The organism is Bacillus sp. MUM 13 (assembly GCF_001866725.1).
In the GTDB taxonomy this organism is placed as follows: Bacteria; Bacillota; Bacilli; order Bacillales; family DSM-1321; genus Peribacillus.
Genome location: NZ_MLYQ01000068.1, coordinates 1 through 16,794, shown reverse-complemented (window position 1 = coordinate 16,794; position 16,794 = coordinate 1). Strand labels below are relative to the sequence as shown.

At 41.0% G+C, this 16,794-nt stretch carries 15 protein-coding genes, 1 pseudogene and 2 riboswitches; of the genes and pseudogenes, 12 read left to right on the top strand and 4 right to left on the bottom strand.

Going from position 1 to position 16,794, the window contains the following annotated elements:
* Positions 1 to 8: 8 nt before the first annotated feature.
* Positions 9 to 434, top strand: coding sequence for a metallothiol transferase FosB (gene fosB / locus BIV59_RS16170; RefSeq protein WP_071352505.1), 426 nt, complete (start codon positions 9 to 11; stop codon positions 432 to 434).
* A 93-nt stretch (positions 435 to 527) separates the two neighbouring features.
* On the opposite strand, the gene BIV59_RS16165 is transcribed toward fosB, so the two are convergent.
* Positions 528 to 2,414: a terpene cyclase/mutase family protein gene (locus tag BIV59_RS16165; protein ID WP_071352486.1), complete on the bottom strand. Its 1,887-nt coding sequence runs from the start codon at positions 2,412 to 2,414 to the stop codon at positions 528 to 530.
* 399 nt (positions 2,415 to 2,813) lie between these two features.
* On the opposite strand from BIV59_RS16165, the gene BIV59_RS16160 reads away from it, so the two are divergent.
* The 8 genes and pseudogenes from BIV59_RS16160 to BIV59_RS16135 all read left to right on the top strand — a co-directional run bounded on the left by BIV59_RS16160 (position 2,814) and on the right by BIV59_RS16135 (position 10,014).
* Positions 2,814 to 3,569: a class I SAM-dependent methyltransferase gene (locus BIV59_RS16160; RefSeq protein WP_071352485.1), complete on the top strand. Its 756-nt coding sequence runs from the start codon at positions 2,814 to 2,816 to the stop codon at positions 3,567 to 3,569.
* Positions 3,570 to 3,671: 102 nt separating this feature from the next.
* On the top strand, positions 3,672 to 4,355 hold the full coding sequence (locus tag BIV59_RS16155; RefSeq protein ID WP_346417382.1) for a Dph6-related ATP pyrophosphatase: 684 nt from the start codon (positions 3,672 to 3,674) through the stop codon (positions 4,353 to 4,355).
* 3 nt (positions 4,356 to 4,358) lie between these two features.
* A complete protein-coding gene (locus BIV59_RS16150; RefSeq protein WP_071352483.1) occupies positions 4,359 to 5,084 on the top strand; it encodes a nucleotidyltransferase domain-containing protein in 726 nt (241 codons plus the stop codon).
* A gap of 110 nt (positions 5,085 to 5,194) precedes the next feature.
* Positions 5,195 to 5,332 (top strand): hypothetical protein, encoded by a 138-nt coding sequence (locus BIV59_RS23760; RefSeq protein ID WP_170846176.1) that lies wholly within the window; start codon positions 5,195 to 5,197, stop codon positions 5,330 to 5,332.
* 274 nt (positions 5,333 to 5,606) lie between these two features.
* A riboswitch (cyclic di-GMP riboswitch) is annotated at positions 5,607 to 5,695 on the top strand.
* Positions 5,696 to 5,792: 97 nt separating this feature from the next.
* Positions 5,793 to 6,575: pseudogene (locus tag BIV59_RS24485) on the top strand (HAMP domain-containing protein); the annotation flags it as partial.
* The gene (locus BIV59_RS24480) at positions 6,570 to 7,517 is read left to right on the top strand and encodes a methyl-accepting chemotaxis protein (RefSeq protein WP_481747443.1); all 948 of its coding nucleotides are present in this window, start codon (positions 6,570 to 6,572) and stop codon (positions 7,515 to 7,517) included. The pseudogene BIV59_RS24485 and the gene BIV59_RS24480, both read left to right, overlap by 6 nt.
* 17 nt (positions 7,518 to 7,534) lie before the next feature.
* Positions 7,535 to 8,281: a 3-oxoacyl-ACP reductase family protein gene (locus BIV59_RS16140; protein ID WP_071352481.1), complete on the top strand. Its 747-nt coding sequence runs from the start codon at positions 7,535 to 7,537 to the stop codon at positions 8,279 to 8,281.
* A gap of 218 nt (positions 8,282 to 8,499) precedes the next feature.
* The gene (locus BIV59_RS16135; protein WP_071352480.1) at positions 8,500 to 10,014 is read left to right on the top strand and encodes a sodium:solute symporter family protein; all 1,515 of its coding nucleotides are present in this window, start codon (positions 8,500 to 8,502) and stop codon (positions 10,012 to 10,014) included.
* A gap of 42 nt (positions 10,015 to 10,056) precedes the next feature.
* Here the strand turns inward: BIV59_RS16135 and BIV59_RS16130 are convergent, their stop codons facing one another.
* Positions 10,057 to 10,563: a cupin domain-containing protein gene (locus BIV59_RS16130; protein ID WP_071352479.1), complete on the bottom strand. Its 507-nt coding sequence runs from the start codon at positions 10,561 to 10,563 to the stop codon at positions 10,057 to 10,059.
* Between the two features lie 268 nt (positions 10,564 to 10,831).
* Here BIV59_RS16130 and BIV59_RS16125 point away from each other — a divergent pair, with 268 nt between their 5' ends.
* Positions 10,832 to 11,770: a F510_1955 family glycosylhydrolase gene (locus tag BIV59_RS16125; protein ID WP_071352478.1), complete on the top strand. Its 939-nt coding sequence runs from the start codon at positions 10,832 to 10,834 to the stop codon at positions 11,768 to 11,770.
* A gap of 297 nt (positions 11,771 to 12,067) precedes the next feature.
* A riboswitch (cyclic di-GMP riboswitch) is annotated at positions 12,068 to 12,157 on the bottom strand.
* 65 nt (positions 12,158 to 12,222) lie between these two features.
* Here the strand turns inward: BIV59_RS16125 and pssA are convergent.
* Entirely contained in the window at positions 12,223 to 12,933 is a 711-nt protein-coding gene (gene pssA, locus BIV59_RS16120; RefSeq protein ID WP_071352477.1) for a CDP-diacylglycerol--serine O-phosphatidyltransferase, read from the bottom strand.
* A gap of 147 nt (positions 12,934 to 13,080) precedes the next feature.
* Positions 13,081 to 13,356 carry a DUF1450 domain-containing protein gene (locus tag BIV59_RS16115; RefSeq protein ID WP_071352476.1) on the bottom strand — a complete coding sequence of 92 codons (276 nt, stop codon included), beginning with the start codon at positions 13,354 to 13,356 and terminating at the stop codon, positions 13,081 to 13,083.
* 644 nt (positions 13,357 to 14,000) lie between these two features.
* Here BIV59_RS16115 and ltaS point away from each other — a divergent pair.
* Together ltaS and BIV59_RS16105 are read left to right on the top strand one after the other, a co-directional pair.
* Positions 14,001 to 15,965, top strand: coding sequence for a lipoteichoic acid synthase (gene ltaS, locus BIV59_RS16110; RefSeq protein WP_071352475.1), 1,965 nt, complete (start codon positions 14,001 to 14,003; stop codon positions 15,963 to 15,965).
* A gap of 341 nt (positions 15,966 to 16,306) precedes the next feature.
* Entirely contained in the window at positions 16,307 to 16,636 is a 330-nt protein-coding gene (locus BIV59_RS16105; protein ID WP_071352474.1) for a DUF948 domain-containing protein, read from the top strand.
* The last annotated feature ends 158 nt before the right edge of the window (positions 16,637 to 16,794 follow it).

The window sequence follows — 16,794 nt, the reverse complement described above, 5'->3', positions numbered from 1 at the left end:
CGGAAAAAATGGAAATTAAAGGGTTAAATCATATGCTGTTTTCTGTTTCAAATCTGGAAAAATCAATCACTTTCTATCAGCATGCATTAAAAGCCAAGCTGCTGGTAAAGGGGAGGAGTACCGCATACTTTGATTTAGGCGGAATATGGCTTGCCCTAAATGAAGAAAAGAATATTCCGCGGCGTGACATTCATCAATCCTATACCCATATTGCTTTTTCAATAGAAGAAAGGGATTTTGATGCATTCAAAAGGCACCTGGAAGAACTTCAGGTATCCATCCTTCCAGGACGTAATAGAAGTGATGAAGATAAAAAATCCATATATTTTACGGACCCGGATGGCCATAAATTCGAATTTCATACTGGCACTTTGCAGGACCGGCTTCTTTATTATAGAAGTGAAAAAAAACATATGGATTTTTTTATGAATTAAGAGAATAATCAGTATTTTTGTTGGAGGAGGGGAAGCCGGCGTGTTCCGGAATGAAGAAAGAGGAACCGGATCGCACTGGTTCCTCTTTATCTCTTAATCACTGTATTTTCTTTGGTAGTGGCTTAATGCAAGCAAGGGGAAAATATAACGATAGCTGTGGTAGTGGGCATATACATACCCAGCCAGCCCCTGCCCTGCCGGATAAGAAGCGGTCCAATCCTCCTTTTCCCCATTCTGAATCAGAAAAGAAATGCCTCTGTCAATTTCGGCTGTGGCATGCGGGGACTGGGAAATAAGTGCGTCAACCGCCCATGCTGTGTGGATTAAGGTACTGGCGCCGAGAGGGACGTATTCTTTTTTGATATCGCTATAACAGGATTCTCCCCATCCGCCATCGCTGTTTTGAATATTCATCAGCCATTTTGCCGCTTTTTTTATTCTGCGGTCATCGTGCGGGAAGCCCACCGCCATTAATCCGGTAAGCGCTCCCCATGTGCCATAGATATAACAAATTCCCCATCTTCCGTACCAGGATCCATCATTTCTTTGATTATGGAGAAGCCAGGAGATGGCTTTCTTCATAGAACTTTCAGTTTTTTTAAGATTGGCGTATGTTCCGAGGAATTCAAGTGTTCTTCCTGTAAGGTCAGGAGTCGACGGATCTGTGAGGATGGTGTCTGCTCCCTCAACCGGCAGAAGCGTGAAAAGGTGCTTATCGGTATTTTTTTCAAAGGCCGGAAATCCTCCATCATCATTCTGCATGGAAAGGATGAAGGATAAACCCTGCATCCATGAGCTTTTTTGCTGCGGGAAGGAATCATGCTTAGGAATCAAAGCTCTGAGTGAAGCTGACGTATCATCCACATCAGGGTTGATTGTATTGAAATCAGAAAAACCCCATCCTCCTGGAATTGCTTTTGAGTTATGAATAGCCCAGTCTCCGTATCTCGTATGCTGGCGGGAAAGAAGATAGCCACTTGCTTTTTTAATGCAGTTATCTGCTGACTGTACCTTGGATTCCTGCAGGGAGTAGCTGATCAATGCCGTATTCCATACATGTGCCGTAGTATAGGGAATATGGGTATGGCCTCCAATGGTGCATGCTGTGGCTTTCAGTCCTTCAACAGCCCTTGCGATGACTGGGTCATTTTTGGAATATCCAAGTGAAAGCAATGCAATAATCATAAAAAAGGTGGAACTGAAATAGTTATACAGAGTCCCGTCCGGTTCTATTCGTTCAAGCATAAATCTTTCGGCTGCTTTTTCCGCAAAAGTGTGATGATTGGCTGTAAAATCAATGAGCGACTCTGCTCCCTGCTTGATGGAAGAAAATATTGAACGGTATTCCTCGGCTCCTAATTCCTCCCAGCTGCTATCATCCCGAATCCTTTTGGTATGCAGCAGATCGCCCAAATCAGGGGTATTAGCCACTCTCGCCTGGAATCTGCGGTCTGCCAAAAGAAGGAGCGGAATGAAATTCGAGCGTGCATATACTGACAAATCATATATGCTTGCAAAAAATGAGGGGGGAAGAAGTACAGCTTCAAGAGGTATGGGGAATATGGGCGGATAGCTGTATTGGCCGGTAATCGTCAGCATCATTTTAGTGAACATTCGAGCCTTCTTTAAACCGCCTCTGGAACGTATAAAAGAGCGGGCCTTTCTCATGTCTGGTTCGTCTTTATGCTTCAGTCCGGAATATAAAAGAGCGTAATAGGCTTCAATGGTCAATGATAAATTCCCTTCAATTTCATCATGGAATAGCTTCCAAGCTCCGTTTGTTCCCTGCCTGCTGATAATTCTGTCTGTAAGCTGCCTTATCAAATGTTCATCATTTCTCTCTAGTATCCTCAATAAAATAATCATAAAGGCATCTGATACTAATCCTGTTTCAAAAGGATAATCCCAGGAGCCATTTGTTAATTGATCTTTAACTAGTATCCGTGCAATTCTCCCGATTTCCGGCTGTGTGTTTTGCATACGTCCAGCCTCCTTTAAAAAGCTGTTCATTTCCCAATATATTCTCCGCTGCCTCCATCCATTCATATATCCCCGTATTAAAGAATGGCTGTTTTCGTAAACTTTGCTCTATGGAACAGGGGGTTGATCTCCGCTCCAGGATGCTCGCTTTCCGTGGGGCGGGCGGTGAGCCTCCTCGGCTTTGCCTGCGGGGTCTCACCTTCCCGCTAATCCCACAGGAGTCTCGCACCTTACACTCCAATCAACCCAGTTTAACAACAGGATCGCTTCACAGAACTTTTTAAAAAAACAACTATCTTTAAGAAAAGAGCCATAACAAAAGAGCCTAAAGAATAGAGGAGTTTTGCATATGGTCAGCGAAAAGTATGATGGTAGATGGTATCTGGAGGGAGCATGGTCATGAAGGGAATTGAAATACTTGAGCATAACAAAAAATGCTGGGATGATGTGGCACCTGAATTTTATGGAAAAGAAGCACTGCCGGAGTTTGGGCCATACACCGTAACGGAAGAGGAAATTAGGCTGTTTGACAGCATTGAAAATAAACGGGTACTGGATATTGGGTGCGGAAGCGGGCATTCATTGAAATATATGGCAGATCATCAGGCACGGGAGCTGTGGGGATTAGATTTATCTTCAGCACAAATCAAAACGGCACAAGAGGTTCTTCAAGACACTGATGCCAGGCTCTTTTGTGCTGCGATGGAGGATTCTATTGGTCTTCCGAATGAGTATTTTGATATTATTTATTCGATTTATGCACTCGGCTGGACCACAGATTTAGCAAAGACTCTTTCTGCCATTTATTCTTATCTTAAGGAAGGAGGCAGTTTTATTTTTAGCTGGGAGCATCCTTTTTACACGAATCTGCTGGCAGAGGACGGAATAGTAAAGCTGCAGGGATCCTATCAGGAGGAAGAGGTTTATTCATACAGCTCATTTAAAGGCGGGAATCTGCCTGTATACTTATATAAAAGAAAACTAAGCACCTATATAAATGAATTAGTTAAGGCTGGTTTTACAATTGAAAGATTGGTAGAGGGGGAAACAGCCTCCAAATACCATAATCAGCAGGAGGATTTCTCAAAAAGGCACTATTCGTTATATAAAGCGAGAATGGTTCCAACGACGTTTATAATAAAGGCAAGGAAATAAAGGAATGGATTATTACTTGCCATTTTGGCAGCAGTAAATATGATGTAATTGCCAAATGTTCAAGGATAGAATCCTGCCTTTATGAAAAAGGAGACTATTAAATTGAGAATATTATTGTCCTGGAGCGGCGGAAAAGATGCATGTTTAAGTTTTGGCAAGCTGAGAAAAGAAGGTCATGAGGTAGTATGTTTATTAACGACTGCATCCCGGGAAATCGGCAGGACCTTTGGCCATGGTGAAAAACGGGATATGATTAGGGCGCAATCAGAAGTCCTGGATACTCCCATCCATTTTATTGAGGTGGATATGGATACATACACGGATTGTTTTATTAGGGATGTTCTGATCCTTAAAGAAAAGTACAGAGCAGACGCGATTGCATTTGGAGATTTATATTTACAGGAGCATCGTGACTGGGGCGAGGATGTTGCCGCAAAAACCGGACTTGAGGCTTTGTATCCACTTTGGATGGAGAAGAAGGATGCACTTGAAAATCTTCATCGCTTCATAGAATCAGGTTATCGGGCAATGGTCATCCGTACGATTAAAGATGAAAAATTGGAAAAGTGGCTGGGAAGAACCATAGACTGGGAGTTTGCAAAGGAAATAGCAAACATGGATATTTGCCCAATGGGAGAAGCGGGAGAATATCACACATTTGTTTATGACGGGCCTTTGTTCAGCAAAAAAATTGAATTGAATCAAAGAGAAATAGCCGAATACGAAACAACAAAACGTGTGGAGTTCGAATCCTTTTCATTGGCTGAAAAACAAAAGGGGAAATGAAATGTGGGGGATGTATTAAGGGAAAAACCGATTGATGCCGCCAAGAAATTTGTTGCTTCATATTTTGGAGGCTGCCAGGGTGCCATTCTTGCCGGCAGTGTAGTCCGCGGAGAAGAGACTCGTACCTCTGATTTAGATATTGTGATCATTGATCAAGCTGTCCCATCTTCTTACAGAGAATCTATATTTGAAAATGGATGGCCTATTGAAGTGTTTGTGCACAATTTAACATCCTATCAGCAGTATGTTAAAAGCGATTGCGAAAGGGCAAAGCCATGCTTGCCAAAAATGGTTTCAGAAGGAATCGTCCTGAAAGATGAGGGATTCGTTTCTTCAATGAAAAAAGAGGCTGAGGAGATTTTAGCACAAGGGCCGAAGCGCTGGGGCAAAGAAACTATTGATGTAAAAAGGTACTTTATTACCGATGTATTGGATGATTTCATTGGTGCAGATGACCGGGGAGAAGCGATTTTTTCAGCGAATACTTTGGCAGGCCTTCTTCATGAGTTTGTGCTGAGAACAAACGGCAAATGGACCGGATCTTCTAAGTGGATTGTCCGGTCATTAAAACAATTTGATGCTCAATTTGCGAAAACCTTTGTTGATGCTTTCGGTGCGTTTTATCAATACAATGAAAAAAATAGGGTACTCATTCTAACTGAGAATGTCTTAAAACCACATGGAGGACGGCTGTTCGAGGGGTTTTCATCAGGAAAAACAAATCAGTGATGCAATGCTTCCCTTGTGAATAATTATTAGAAAATTGGGATATTGTCCACACAAAATGGAGAACGGGATAATATACTAATGATGAAATGATTATGGAAGGAGCAGTGACGATGGGAAGAATTAAAAGAACAGAGCAATTGCGTGAGTATTTACGGAAAAATTTACGTGAGCAGATTAAACAACAAACAGCAGAAAAAAGTGCTGCCCAGGGTGCAGAAAAAGAAAATGGGGAGCAAAAAGAAAATTAAAGATTCCGCACTCCGGGATACACACTATCGGCCAGTTAATCAAACTGGCCGTCATTTATGCGCTGATATCAATACCCTTGCTGTACAAGCCATCTTATGATCGTCAATGAATTCATTCGAGGTTATTTTTTTGCTTAAAAAAGTCAGTAAGGTTCTTTATGGCAGTTGTGGGAAATTTATATAAATATTGAAATGAGAGTTAATATTTATGGTTTGTTTCCGATATAAGTATTTGTACATGAGGGAATAGGGCTGTTTAAAAAATCTATAGATCGTTAGCCAAAGGCAAACTCATTGAAAGATGGGGACGCAAAGCCGCGGATCTAAGGCAGGTTAGACTGCTAAGACAGCCGGGCTGCCGTACATTTTAGTTTTTAATTTGTACCGCACCGTAAACAGGTGTGTTTTTTTATGGCTAAAGATAGCCAGGAACCTCAAATTTTAAAAAAGGAGAAAACTTATGATTAAAAAGCTTTCACTGCGGAACAAGATTTTAATTATTGTCTTTATTACTGTGCTGATCTTAACAGGCATACTTTCTGGCACTAGTATTTACAGTTTAAAGCAACAGATGCAGGAGGATTTACAGCATGAACTGAGCAGTGTCGGCCTGCTTACAGAGAAGAACTTGAATCCTGAACAGATTCATCAGCTTCTTAGTGTTTCAAGTAAGGATGACTTTGTGTTCAAGAATGTTCAAAAACAGCTTGATTCCATAAAAAAAGAACAGGGCATCATGAGCTGGAGCTATATTTGGAAACCGGAACAGGGCGGATTTGCTCCGATTGGATATACGAGTGACTTAAATGAAATTTATAAGCCGGGCCAATTATTCAAGGATATTGCCCCCATCCATTTGAAAACAGCGAAACTGGCAATTTCATCAGGGAAGCCTCAGGTTACGGATATTTTTAAGGACAGCTTCGGCACTTGGAGAACAGTATTTACACCTGTTACCTATAACGGTGAAATAATTGCTGTATTGGGAATTGACTATTCGGCAGAGTACATAAACAAGTCTTTAAATTCCTCTACATTAAATCAGATCCTCATCTCCCTTGCCGGGCTGATTGTCATGATGTCACTGCTCTATTTTGTCATAAACAGGCTCCTTAGGCCTTTGAAAAAAATGGTTGGCATTGCAGACAGCATCGCAAAAGGAGATTTGACGGTGGATATCAATATGGCCGCAGCATCCAAGGATGAAGTGGGCAGGCTATCAGGATCCATCGGTGAGATGGTGAAAAACTTAAATGGGCTGATTACCAATATTCATGACACGTCGAGCTACCTTGCAGCCTCTGCAGAAGAGCTTTCAGCAAACGCATCAGAAACGTATGAATATTCAATGAAGGTATCAGATGATGTGGCGAAGGTCGCAAAGGGCAATGAAATTACATTAAGGACGACCGAAGAAAGTGCAGCTGCTATTGAAGAAACTGCCTACGGAATTCAGAAAATTGCCGGATCATCCTTTATAGTTTCAGAGTCTTCTACGCTTACTTCACGTGAAGCGAAGGATGGAAACTATATCATTCAGCGATTAATTCAGCAGATGAGCCTGATCAATACCTCTGTGAATCAAATTGGCAGTGCGATAATCAAGCTAAATGACAATACAACAAAAATAGATGATTTTGTCCGGATTATATCTGACATTGCCAATCAAACCAATTTATTAGCCCTGAATGCTGCCATTGAAGCTGCCCGTGCCGGAGAACATGGCAAGGGTTTTGCGGTAGTTGCTGACGAAGTAAGAAAACTGGCGGAGCAATCTGCAAGTTCAGCCACTCAAATTACGGAGCTAATCAGGGATATTCAGCAGGATTCTGCTTCCTCCATTTCTGTTATGGAAGAAGGAGAAGAAAATGTTGAAGCAGGTTTGAAGCTTACAAATGAAGCTGGTGAAGTATTCAAGCGAATCTTGGAATCTGCAGAAGAGGTGGCCATGCAGATTCATGAGGTATCTGCAGCCTCTGAACAGATTTCTGCTTCATCAGAAGAAGTTGCAGCATCGGTAAATGAAATGAAAGCTACTGCTCAAAGCACATCGGAATTCTCGGGGCGTGTCTCTGACGCTACTTATGAACAGCTTTCTTCTATGGAAGAAATCAAAGCAACCTCAAATTCTCTGGGAAAGACAGCCGAAGAGCTTCAAGAGCTCGTCGGTAAATTTAAGATTTAAGGAAGGGGAAAATTTTCATGAAATTTCAGGGGAAAAATGTATTGGTTACAGGCTCCAGCAAAGGCATTGGAAGAGCTATTGCCCTTGGGTTCGCTAGTGAGGGAGCCAATATCGTGATTAATTATACGGGTAATCATGAAGAGGCTGAAGAGGTGAAAGCGGCAGCCGAAAAACATGGCGTGAAGGCCCTGGCCTATTTTGCGGATGTTTCAGATTCCACGCAGGTAGAAAGCATGTTCACATATATGGATGAACATCTTGGCAGCATTGATATTCTAGTGAACAATGCCGGGTTTGCACAATCCTCCCTTATTACTGACCTAAGTGATGAACAATGGGATCGGATGATAAAGGTTCATTTATATGGCACTTTTTACAATGCAAGAGCTGCTGCAAAAAGGATGAAGGAAAAAGGACGGGGAAGGATCATTAATATATCCTCTGACCTGGGGAGCCTGGGATGTGAGGAGTTCACACATTACTCTGCTGCAAAAGGCGGGATCAATGCCTTTACAAAAGCGCTTGCCAGAGAGCTTGCACCGGACATCTTAGTCAATGCAGTGGCACCAAGCGGAACTTTGACAGATATTCTTAAAGCATTTGGCGAGAATTATATTGAAGAGGAGTCTGCCAAATATCCGCTGAAAAGACTTGCAGCTCCTGAAGAAATTGCCAAAAGTGTGTTATTCCTTGCTTCAGATTCTGCCAGTTTTTATGCAGGGCAGATTTTAAGCCCCAATGGCGGAGTTGTCATGAACGGATAAAGTGAACGGCTGTTTTTTGTAAACTTTGCTGCTATGAAACAAGGCGGCTGATTTCTGCTCAAGGGTGCTCGCTTCCGCATGGCGGGCCGTGAGCCTCCTCAGCTGACTCTTAAGTTTCAAAGGGGTTTCTTGATGTACGTTAAAGCAAGGCCAGATTGTAAGAATATGTGCAGGTGCCAGGTGACACCAGTACACTATTTTAGTATGGAGGATGTCAAGTGATCGCAATATTTACCTTTTGTATATATCTTATCTTTATTTACTATATTGGCTTTAAAGGCTATCAAAGAATCAATACGGCAGAAGATTTGATTGTAGCCGGCTGGAGTATGCCTCTTTACGTGGTAACCGGAAGTCTTGTTGCTGCTCTGCTTGCTGCACCTTTCTTTTTTGCAGCAGTCGGATCAGGCTATAATGACGGGGGCTTTGAAGGAACTGCCACAATGGCTGGACTCGGCACCTGCATGATTTTAGGAGCGCTGATCTGGACCAAACCGCTAAGAAGGCTGAAGGGATGGACGATTGCAGATTATTACGGCTTAAGATATGCAAGCAAAAAACTGGGAGCCTATACCGGCAGCGTAATGGCTGTGGCATTTGGATTATTCAATGCAGGGGCCCTGACTGTCGGCGGAACATATATCATCCAGAATATTTTTGGAATTGGTTTCATTCCTGCAGCCATTTTGTTTGTCAGTCTGACTGTCATTTACTCTGTGGTTGGGGGCTTATGGGCAGTGGCTTATACAGAGATTGTCCAGGGTTTATTTGCTATCATCGGGATACTTGGCATTGCCCTTGTCATTATCTTGAAGTATCATGATTTCACTTTCAATCCGAATTGGTGGAATGTCAGTCATCTTTTCAACAAAGGCGGTGCAGGATTTTGGTCACTATACCTGATACTGGCTCTGGGGGACATCCCCGCGGCTGACTTGGGGCAGCGGGTTGCAGCAGCAAAAAACCCGAGGGTTGCATACTTGAGCATGATTATTGCAGGCAGCATCGTTATTTCAATCAGCTGGATACCGGGGATGCTTGGGGAAGCGTTTAAAACCATTTTCCCTCATAGCTCGAATCCTGAAACACTCATGCTTGCATTTGCACAAGGGTATTTTCCGCCTGTCATTTCAGCCATCTTTTTAACCGCTATGGCAGCGATGGGAATGTCCACACTTGCTGCCTGCTATGTGGCGGCGTCAGGAATCGTAACAAAAAATATTTATCTGGATTTTATTAATCCAAATCCAGATCCGAAAAAACTGCTGCTTTTTTCAAGATTGGCTATTGTAGTAAGCGCGATGTTAGGTCTTGCCCTTTCACTTGGTTTCCAAAAAATCATCAACCTTGCTTATCTGGCATGGGATATTGTGTTCGTTACCCTTTTCTGGCCTCTGGTTCTTGGCCCTTTTTGGAAAAGAGTGAGCACACCTGCCGTATGGGCAAGCATTACGGCCGGATTAATTTATTATATTTTAACTTCTATATTTTCAGTTCCGGGACCTGATTCAGACTCAACAGGATTTTGGGGGCTTATAACTGAATTATGGCATAACCCGGGGCTGTCCGGAGCTGTTGTTTCAGGGCTGGTCATTGTGATTACAAGCTTGATCATCCCTCCGACTGAAGAGGTACTGGAAATGCACCGTATTGAAAAAGATAAAACACTTGATGAGCTTCAAAGCTCTGAGAAAAAAGAATCATATATAGAGACGGGTACTAAAATTATATAATAGAAGGAAGGGAAACCCTGAATGGGTTTCCCTTCTTGTATATCAGCGAATATTCCAATGGTCCATAAGAGGGCCGTCTTTTCCGAAGACCGGATCATTATCGGGAAGCGGAACGTTCTGGATCTCTTTTAGAACGTGGGGGCGTTCGCTGGATTTGCCGGTTTTGGTAGTATAATCCATGCCTCCCGGGTAGGCTCCTGCCACTTTAAAGGTGCTGCTTGCGTCTAACCTCTTATGGCCTGTACCAGCAGGAAGCACAAGCACATCTCCTTCGCGGACTTCAATTTGCTTTCCATTTTCCCCGCCAAGCATAAGAGTGGCTGATCCTTTCATAACCCCAAGTACTTCATGGGCATTGCTGTGGTAATGGTGATAATCAAATACTCCATTCTGCCAGCTGTTTCCCCAATTATTCCGGTTGAAAATGGATTCCGTTTGTCCGGCTTTGTCTCGTAAAACCCCAGGATAGATTAAAACAGGCAGGCTTGGATGATTGGGTATATTGCCATCATCAGAAAAGAACAACGTTTTTACTTCAATAGTATCCATAAACTAGTCTCCCTTCCATGCGGTGAAATGCTGCTGCGGTTACCTTTCCATAATCCTGAGTGAGTCCATCCTGATTAAAAAAGATTTATATCAAACAGAAATGTTATTTTCCTTTTTTTCACCGCGTTTGATAAAGTATTTAATATATAGTTAGAGTTACCTCTGCTGTCCCATCCTAAAACTCAAATGGACACAAAAGAATCAACAGAGAAATCACAGCAGGAGATGAGTGTGAAAGTTCACTTTATTTTTGAAGGAGTCTGTACATATGAAAAAGTATTTTGGAAGGTTTCTTCCTTTGGCTTTGCTTGCAGCTTTAGTGTTCTTTGTTCTGGGTGCCTGCACAAAGGATGAAAGCAAGCAGGATCAGCCATTCTTTAAGCATCAGCAAAAAACAGCGTTTCAGCATGTTCATGGAATTGGTTTTACGGGAGAAAATGAACTTCTTATCGCCACACATAAAGGCATCTTAAGGTATTCTGGAAACAAGTGGTTCACAACCTCGAAAAATAAACATGATTATATGGGATTCCAAACGATAAAAAATGGCTTTTATGCAAGTGGCCATCCTGAAAAAGGCTCCCATTTGAAAGATCCGCTTGGACTTGTGAAAAGCAGTGATTACGGAAGGACAGTAAGCAAGCTTTCGTTTTATGGAGAAACTGACTTTCACGCCTTGGCTGCCGGATATGAAAGCGGGATAGTATACGCTTTGAATCAGCAGAAAAACTCCAAGATTGGAGCAGGGATTTATTATACAAAAGATGAAGGCGGCACCTGGACTAAAAGCCGGCTGAAGGGGATGACATCAAAGCAGCTGGGAGGGATGGCAGCGCATCCGCTGGATGAAAAGTTATTTGCTTTATACGGCAGGGAGGGAATCTTTTTATCAAGCAATTATGGAAATGATTTTGTATTATTTCCAACACCCGATCCAGTCACTTCAATGTCGTATGGGGAAAATGACATTTTGTTTGCCACTGCCAATGAAAATGAAATACTTCTTTACAGACTGGATTATAAAACAAAAAAACTGTCGGCTATGTCCAGTATAGAGGGCACCTCAGAAAATCCTGTGCTCTATTTAGCAGAAAACCCTGAAAATGATAACCAATTGGCATTATCTACGTCAAGTAATAATGTGTATATTTCTAATGATAAAGGAGGAAGCTGGAAGGAAATTGCAATTGAAGGAAAAACAGAGTGAAAAAAACCCTGAAGGTAAAAGTATGGAAAATGCTGAAAAGCCATCTTATTGAAAGGTGGCTTTGCAATGAGGACAAGTGATTTCTTTAATATGCTTGAACTGGATTTTTTTAAAATCCTTTTTAGTGAAGGTCGGAAAAGTATGATATCGAACTCCGCATTCACAATGGTTCTGATCTTTCACAATATGTCTTTCATTCGCATGATTCAATGTGACTGATGGATACAGCATTTATTTCCCTCTTTTAGCTAATTTATTAGGCAAATTAGAAAGGGACAGAATTTATCAATATGAAATTCTGGCAACCCGGCCGCCATGACAAGTAATGACTGCTTTAGGCCCGTGGCTTTGCGTCTTTTACTTTCGTAAAATTTGCCCAATAAAATAATATCACACTTTTGCGGCATATCCCTAACTTAGTATTCTAATTTGAAAAGAAAACAGCAGCCGTTTCATTGGCTACTGTTTTCTTTCCTTTTTTCTTTTTTTCTGACCAGCTGGTAGCTGATGAAGGCAATGTATAAGGGAATAGCTACATAAATAAAATAAGGAAAATCTTTAGGTTTTTTCTCAAAAACCATATAAGTTGCATAAGCCAGAAACAGTGTGATGATGGTCCCGTACTTAGGGAGAGGAATTTCCTTTAAGCTTGGAATCTTTATTTTGCTTACCATAAGAATACAAATGATGATAAATGCCAGAGGTAAAATGAACACAGGCATTTTGCCATGAAGCAAGGTAAATAAAGTTAAAAGCCCTCCTCCTGCTGTAATAGGAACTCCTGTGAAATAGTGCAGAGAAGATTTTACTGCATTAATATTGAACCGCGCCAGCCTGTAGGCGCCAAATAAAGGAAATAAACCGGCAATGGCCATCCCGGCAACTCCGAAATCGGAGAAGAAGGTGTAATATGCCATCATGGCAGGTGCAACTCCGAAGGTTACAATATCTGCAAGTGAATCGAGTTCTTTTCCCAATTCGCTTTCTGCATTCAGCATTCTTGCTATACGCCCATCCATGCTGTCCAGCATCATTCCTATTAATATAAGGATTGCTGCATTTTTGTAGTGTCCTTGTGCTGAAAACATTACCGATAGAAAACCGAAAAATAAGTTAAATAATGTAAATAAATTCGGTATGCCTCTTTTAACTATCTTTCTCACTCCCTAATTAAAATTCTCCTGTACGTGAAAAATTTTCATAGTGTTTTTTGCATGTTTATTATACAGCACGTGCCGGTATTTTAGCAGGAAATGTTCACTATTCTGCCGATGCCCTGCACATTGCGTATGGATAGGTCTGCTGTCATCTTAAAGTTTTGCTATTTCTTTTATTTTATACAGCAGATCTGACGGGTCCTGTCCTGTTATTGTTTCCCCATTTATCCTGCAATATGGCTGGGTCCTGCAAATAAGGCAGCTGCTTAGACATTCATACTCCTTGTAATGGACACCCGGCTTAGTTAAAATTTCTCTATATGCGGAAAAACTTTCATCGTCCTGAATAAATTGATCCAGATTATTTTGGCAGAACTCAAGGGTAATCGATTTTTGTTTCGGCAGTATCCTTGAGAAAAGTGATTTCATCGGGAACACTTCCTTTAATCTTTTTGAAAGTTATGGTCAAATGAAGCTTAAGCACCCATTATATCATGAAACTTCTGGAAAATGAGGGTTAATCGGGGAATGGCTGGCCTGCTCGAAAAATCTGAATTATCGCTGTATATGTAATATAGTGGAAATCCAGTAAGGAATCATTTATAATAGTAAAGTCTTGAAAATAACATGAACTTGCCTTTTGCTGCTTAATTAAAGTTAGCTTTTTTTATTTAAAGAAATAAAAACTTAAAAGAGGTATAAAAAGGAAAAAAAGGGTATAAATGTGGAAGTTATATTTATTGGTCATTTTCCTTTAAATTGTTTATAGTATTAAACATGTTATTGGTTATTGTTAAAAATGTAATAATTTCATGTAATTTTTGTAAAAGCTCGTTCATATGATAATTGAGTATTTAGAACCTTAACCTATCCTTATGCCGATGTTATAATTTGTAAAACCAGTAAGAGGGGCACGATGGTAATTACGGGTAAACAGCAGAGTGCTGTTGACTTATTATTCACCCGCAGTTATCATTAGTCGTGCATGTACGCCTCTCTTAGTCAACCGGTAAGAGAGCTTTTTTACATTTTACTTAAAAAATTATTACCACTAGATTGATAGAGGTGAAATCATGAATAACTTGTTGAAAAAGAGCAGGGATTTACTGACTCAAAGATTGCTGGGCTTTTTCTTAATAGCAGTTGTTTTGTTTTGGATAAAAACCTATATCGGATATAGAGTGGAACTAAATTTAGGCATAGATAATGCCATGCAGAAATTTCTGCTGTTCATCAATCCGATAAGCTCAGCCATATTCATTTTTGGATTAGCGCTTTTAGCAAAGGGCAAAAAAGCATATAAGTGGATTATTGCCCTGAATCTGGTCATGTCGTTCCTATTGTATGCCAACTTTACGTATTACCGTTTCTTCAGCGATTTTATTACACTGCCGACACTGACACAGGTAAAAAATGCTGGTGATTTAGGACAAAGTGTCACTGCACTGCTTAAACCCTATGATATCTTATATTTCCTGGATACCATTATTTTAATCGTGCTTTACAATGTGAAAATTATAAAGCCGGAACAAATCAAGATGAAACGCCGTACAGTTGCTTCTGTTTTCATTCTGGCAATTTTTGCTTTCTCGATTAATCTTGCACTTGCAGAGAAAGACCGTCCGCAGCTTCTGTCAAGAACCTTTGACAGGAATTATATCGTGAAATATTTAGGTATGTACAATTACACCGTTTATGATGCCATTCAAAACACAAAAACCTATGCACAGCGTGCTACAGCCAACAGTACAGATATTGCTGAGGTTGTAAACTATACAAAGGCAGCACAGTCCCCTCCTAATCCTGCTTATTTCGGAAAAGGAAAAGGAAAAAATGTCATTTACCTGCATTTGGAATCAACACAGAATTTCCTGATCAATTACAAGCTTAACGGACAGGAAGTTACACCGTTTTTGAATTCTCTTGCGAATAATAATAAAGACTTCATGTATTTCAATAATTTCTTCCATCAGACAGGACAAGGGAAAACCGCTGATGCAGAATTTATGCTTGAAAACTCATTATTCGGTCTGCCGCAGGGTGCAGCTTTTACTACACAGGCTCAAAACACCTATCAGGCAGCACCAGGCATACTTGGTGAAAAAGGCTACACGTCTGCTGTATTCCACGGGAACTACAAAACCTTCTGGAACAGAGACAAGATTTATAAATCACTGGGTTTTAATAAATTCTTTGATGCCAGCTACTATGATATGAATGATAATGATGTGATGAATTATGGATTAAAGGATAAGCCTTTCTTCCGGGAATCCATTCCATTGCTTAAAACATTGCCGCAGCCATTTTATGCGAAGTTCATTACGCTTTCCAATCACTTCCCATATCCTTTGGATCCGGCCGATGCTACAATTCCTAAAGCAACTACAGGAGACTCTTCTGTTGATGGCTATTTCCAGACCGCTCGATATGAAGATGAAGCATACCGCCAATTCTTTGATTACCTGAAAAAGTCAGGTCTATATGATAATTCAATTATTATTATGTATGGTGACCACTATGGTATTTCCGAAAACCATAATAAAGCAATGTCCCAGCTATTGGGCAAAGATGTTAATAAGTTTGAAAATGCACAGCTTCAGCGTGTGCCATTGTTCATTCATGTTCCAGGAGTGAAGGGCGGCCAAATGCACCAATATGGCGGCCAGGTTGATTTAATGCCAACTCTTATGCACTTGCTGGGAATTGATACAAAAGATTATGTGCAGTTTGGATCAGATTTGCTTTCAAAACAGCATCGCCAAGTTGTTCCTTTCCGAAATGGAGATTTTGTTTCTCCAAAAGTAACATCGCTTAACGGAAAGTACTATGATTCAAAGACTGGCGAACTGGTTAAGAAGAATAATGAAATCACCAGCGATGAAAAGATGGTCGAAAACATGCTGAGACTTTCTGATGAAGTCGTCAATGGAGATTTATTAAGATTTTATACACCAAAAGGCTTCAAGCCTATAGATCCTAACAAGTATGATTATAATCATGATGAAGGGGCTCCAAAGGCTCAAACATCAGGTGAATAAACAAAGCAAAAAGCCGGGACTTGTTCTTCCCGGCTTTTTTGCTGCGTAAATTTTCTGCAGTTCTTGTTTTTTGGCTGAAAGAGTGGGTAAATATATGTAATGAGTAAATGCGCAGCAAAGGTTCATTCAGCCGGTGCAGAGCAGCTTTTTAAGGTTTTGTGAAACGGCTGAAATATGCACTTAATTATTTGATCGAAAGTCGCTTGAATCCTGAGGGAATTAAGGCGAAGCCTGCATAAACAAATAAGCCGGGCAAAGGCGTCTGTACAGTTTTCAGCTGGAAGCTGGGACAGAGCCATTTCTTAAAGTGAATAAAGATTTTTACAGAAGGAGGATAAAATATGATTATTGTTTATGCAAGCATTATTCTGGTTGCTGGATCTTTAATATATCTGGCTATATCTGCCGTAAAGACATATAAAGACACAAAACCAGCTTTAGCCAGCTTGTCGGAAACTGCAGGAAGGATGCAGGCTAAAACCCAGCTCATCAAAACGGAGACAGATAAACTAACCGAAACACAGCAGGAAATTGCAGAGGATATGGAATACAAAAAGGAAGCGGTCCAATACACTATGGATTCTGCTAAAGCTTCTCCAGAATCCTTTAAGCAAATCTGGAAGGCGGTAAAAGGAAAGAAAAAGCGGCATCCGTCTGTACGTATGAGATAAGATATAGCAGTAAGAATGGTTTTGCGGGCATCTCTATATGGAGGTGTCTTTTTTATTTATGGCTGTACTGAACCCCAGGATGGGGGGCACAAAGATGTTGCCTCAGGACGCGGCGTTCTTAGACTTTGATCCTCTGCGAGGCGCTTGCGCTTTTTATT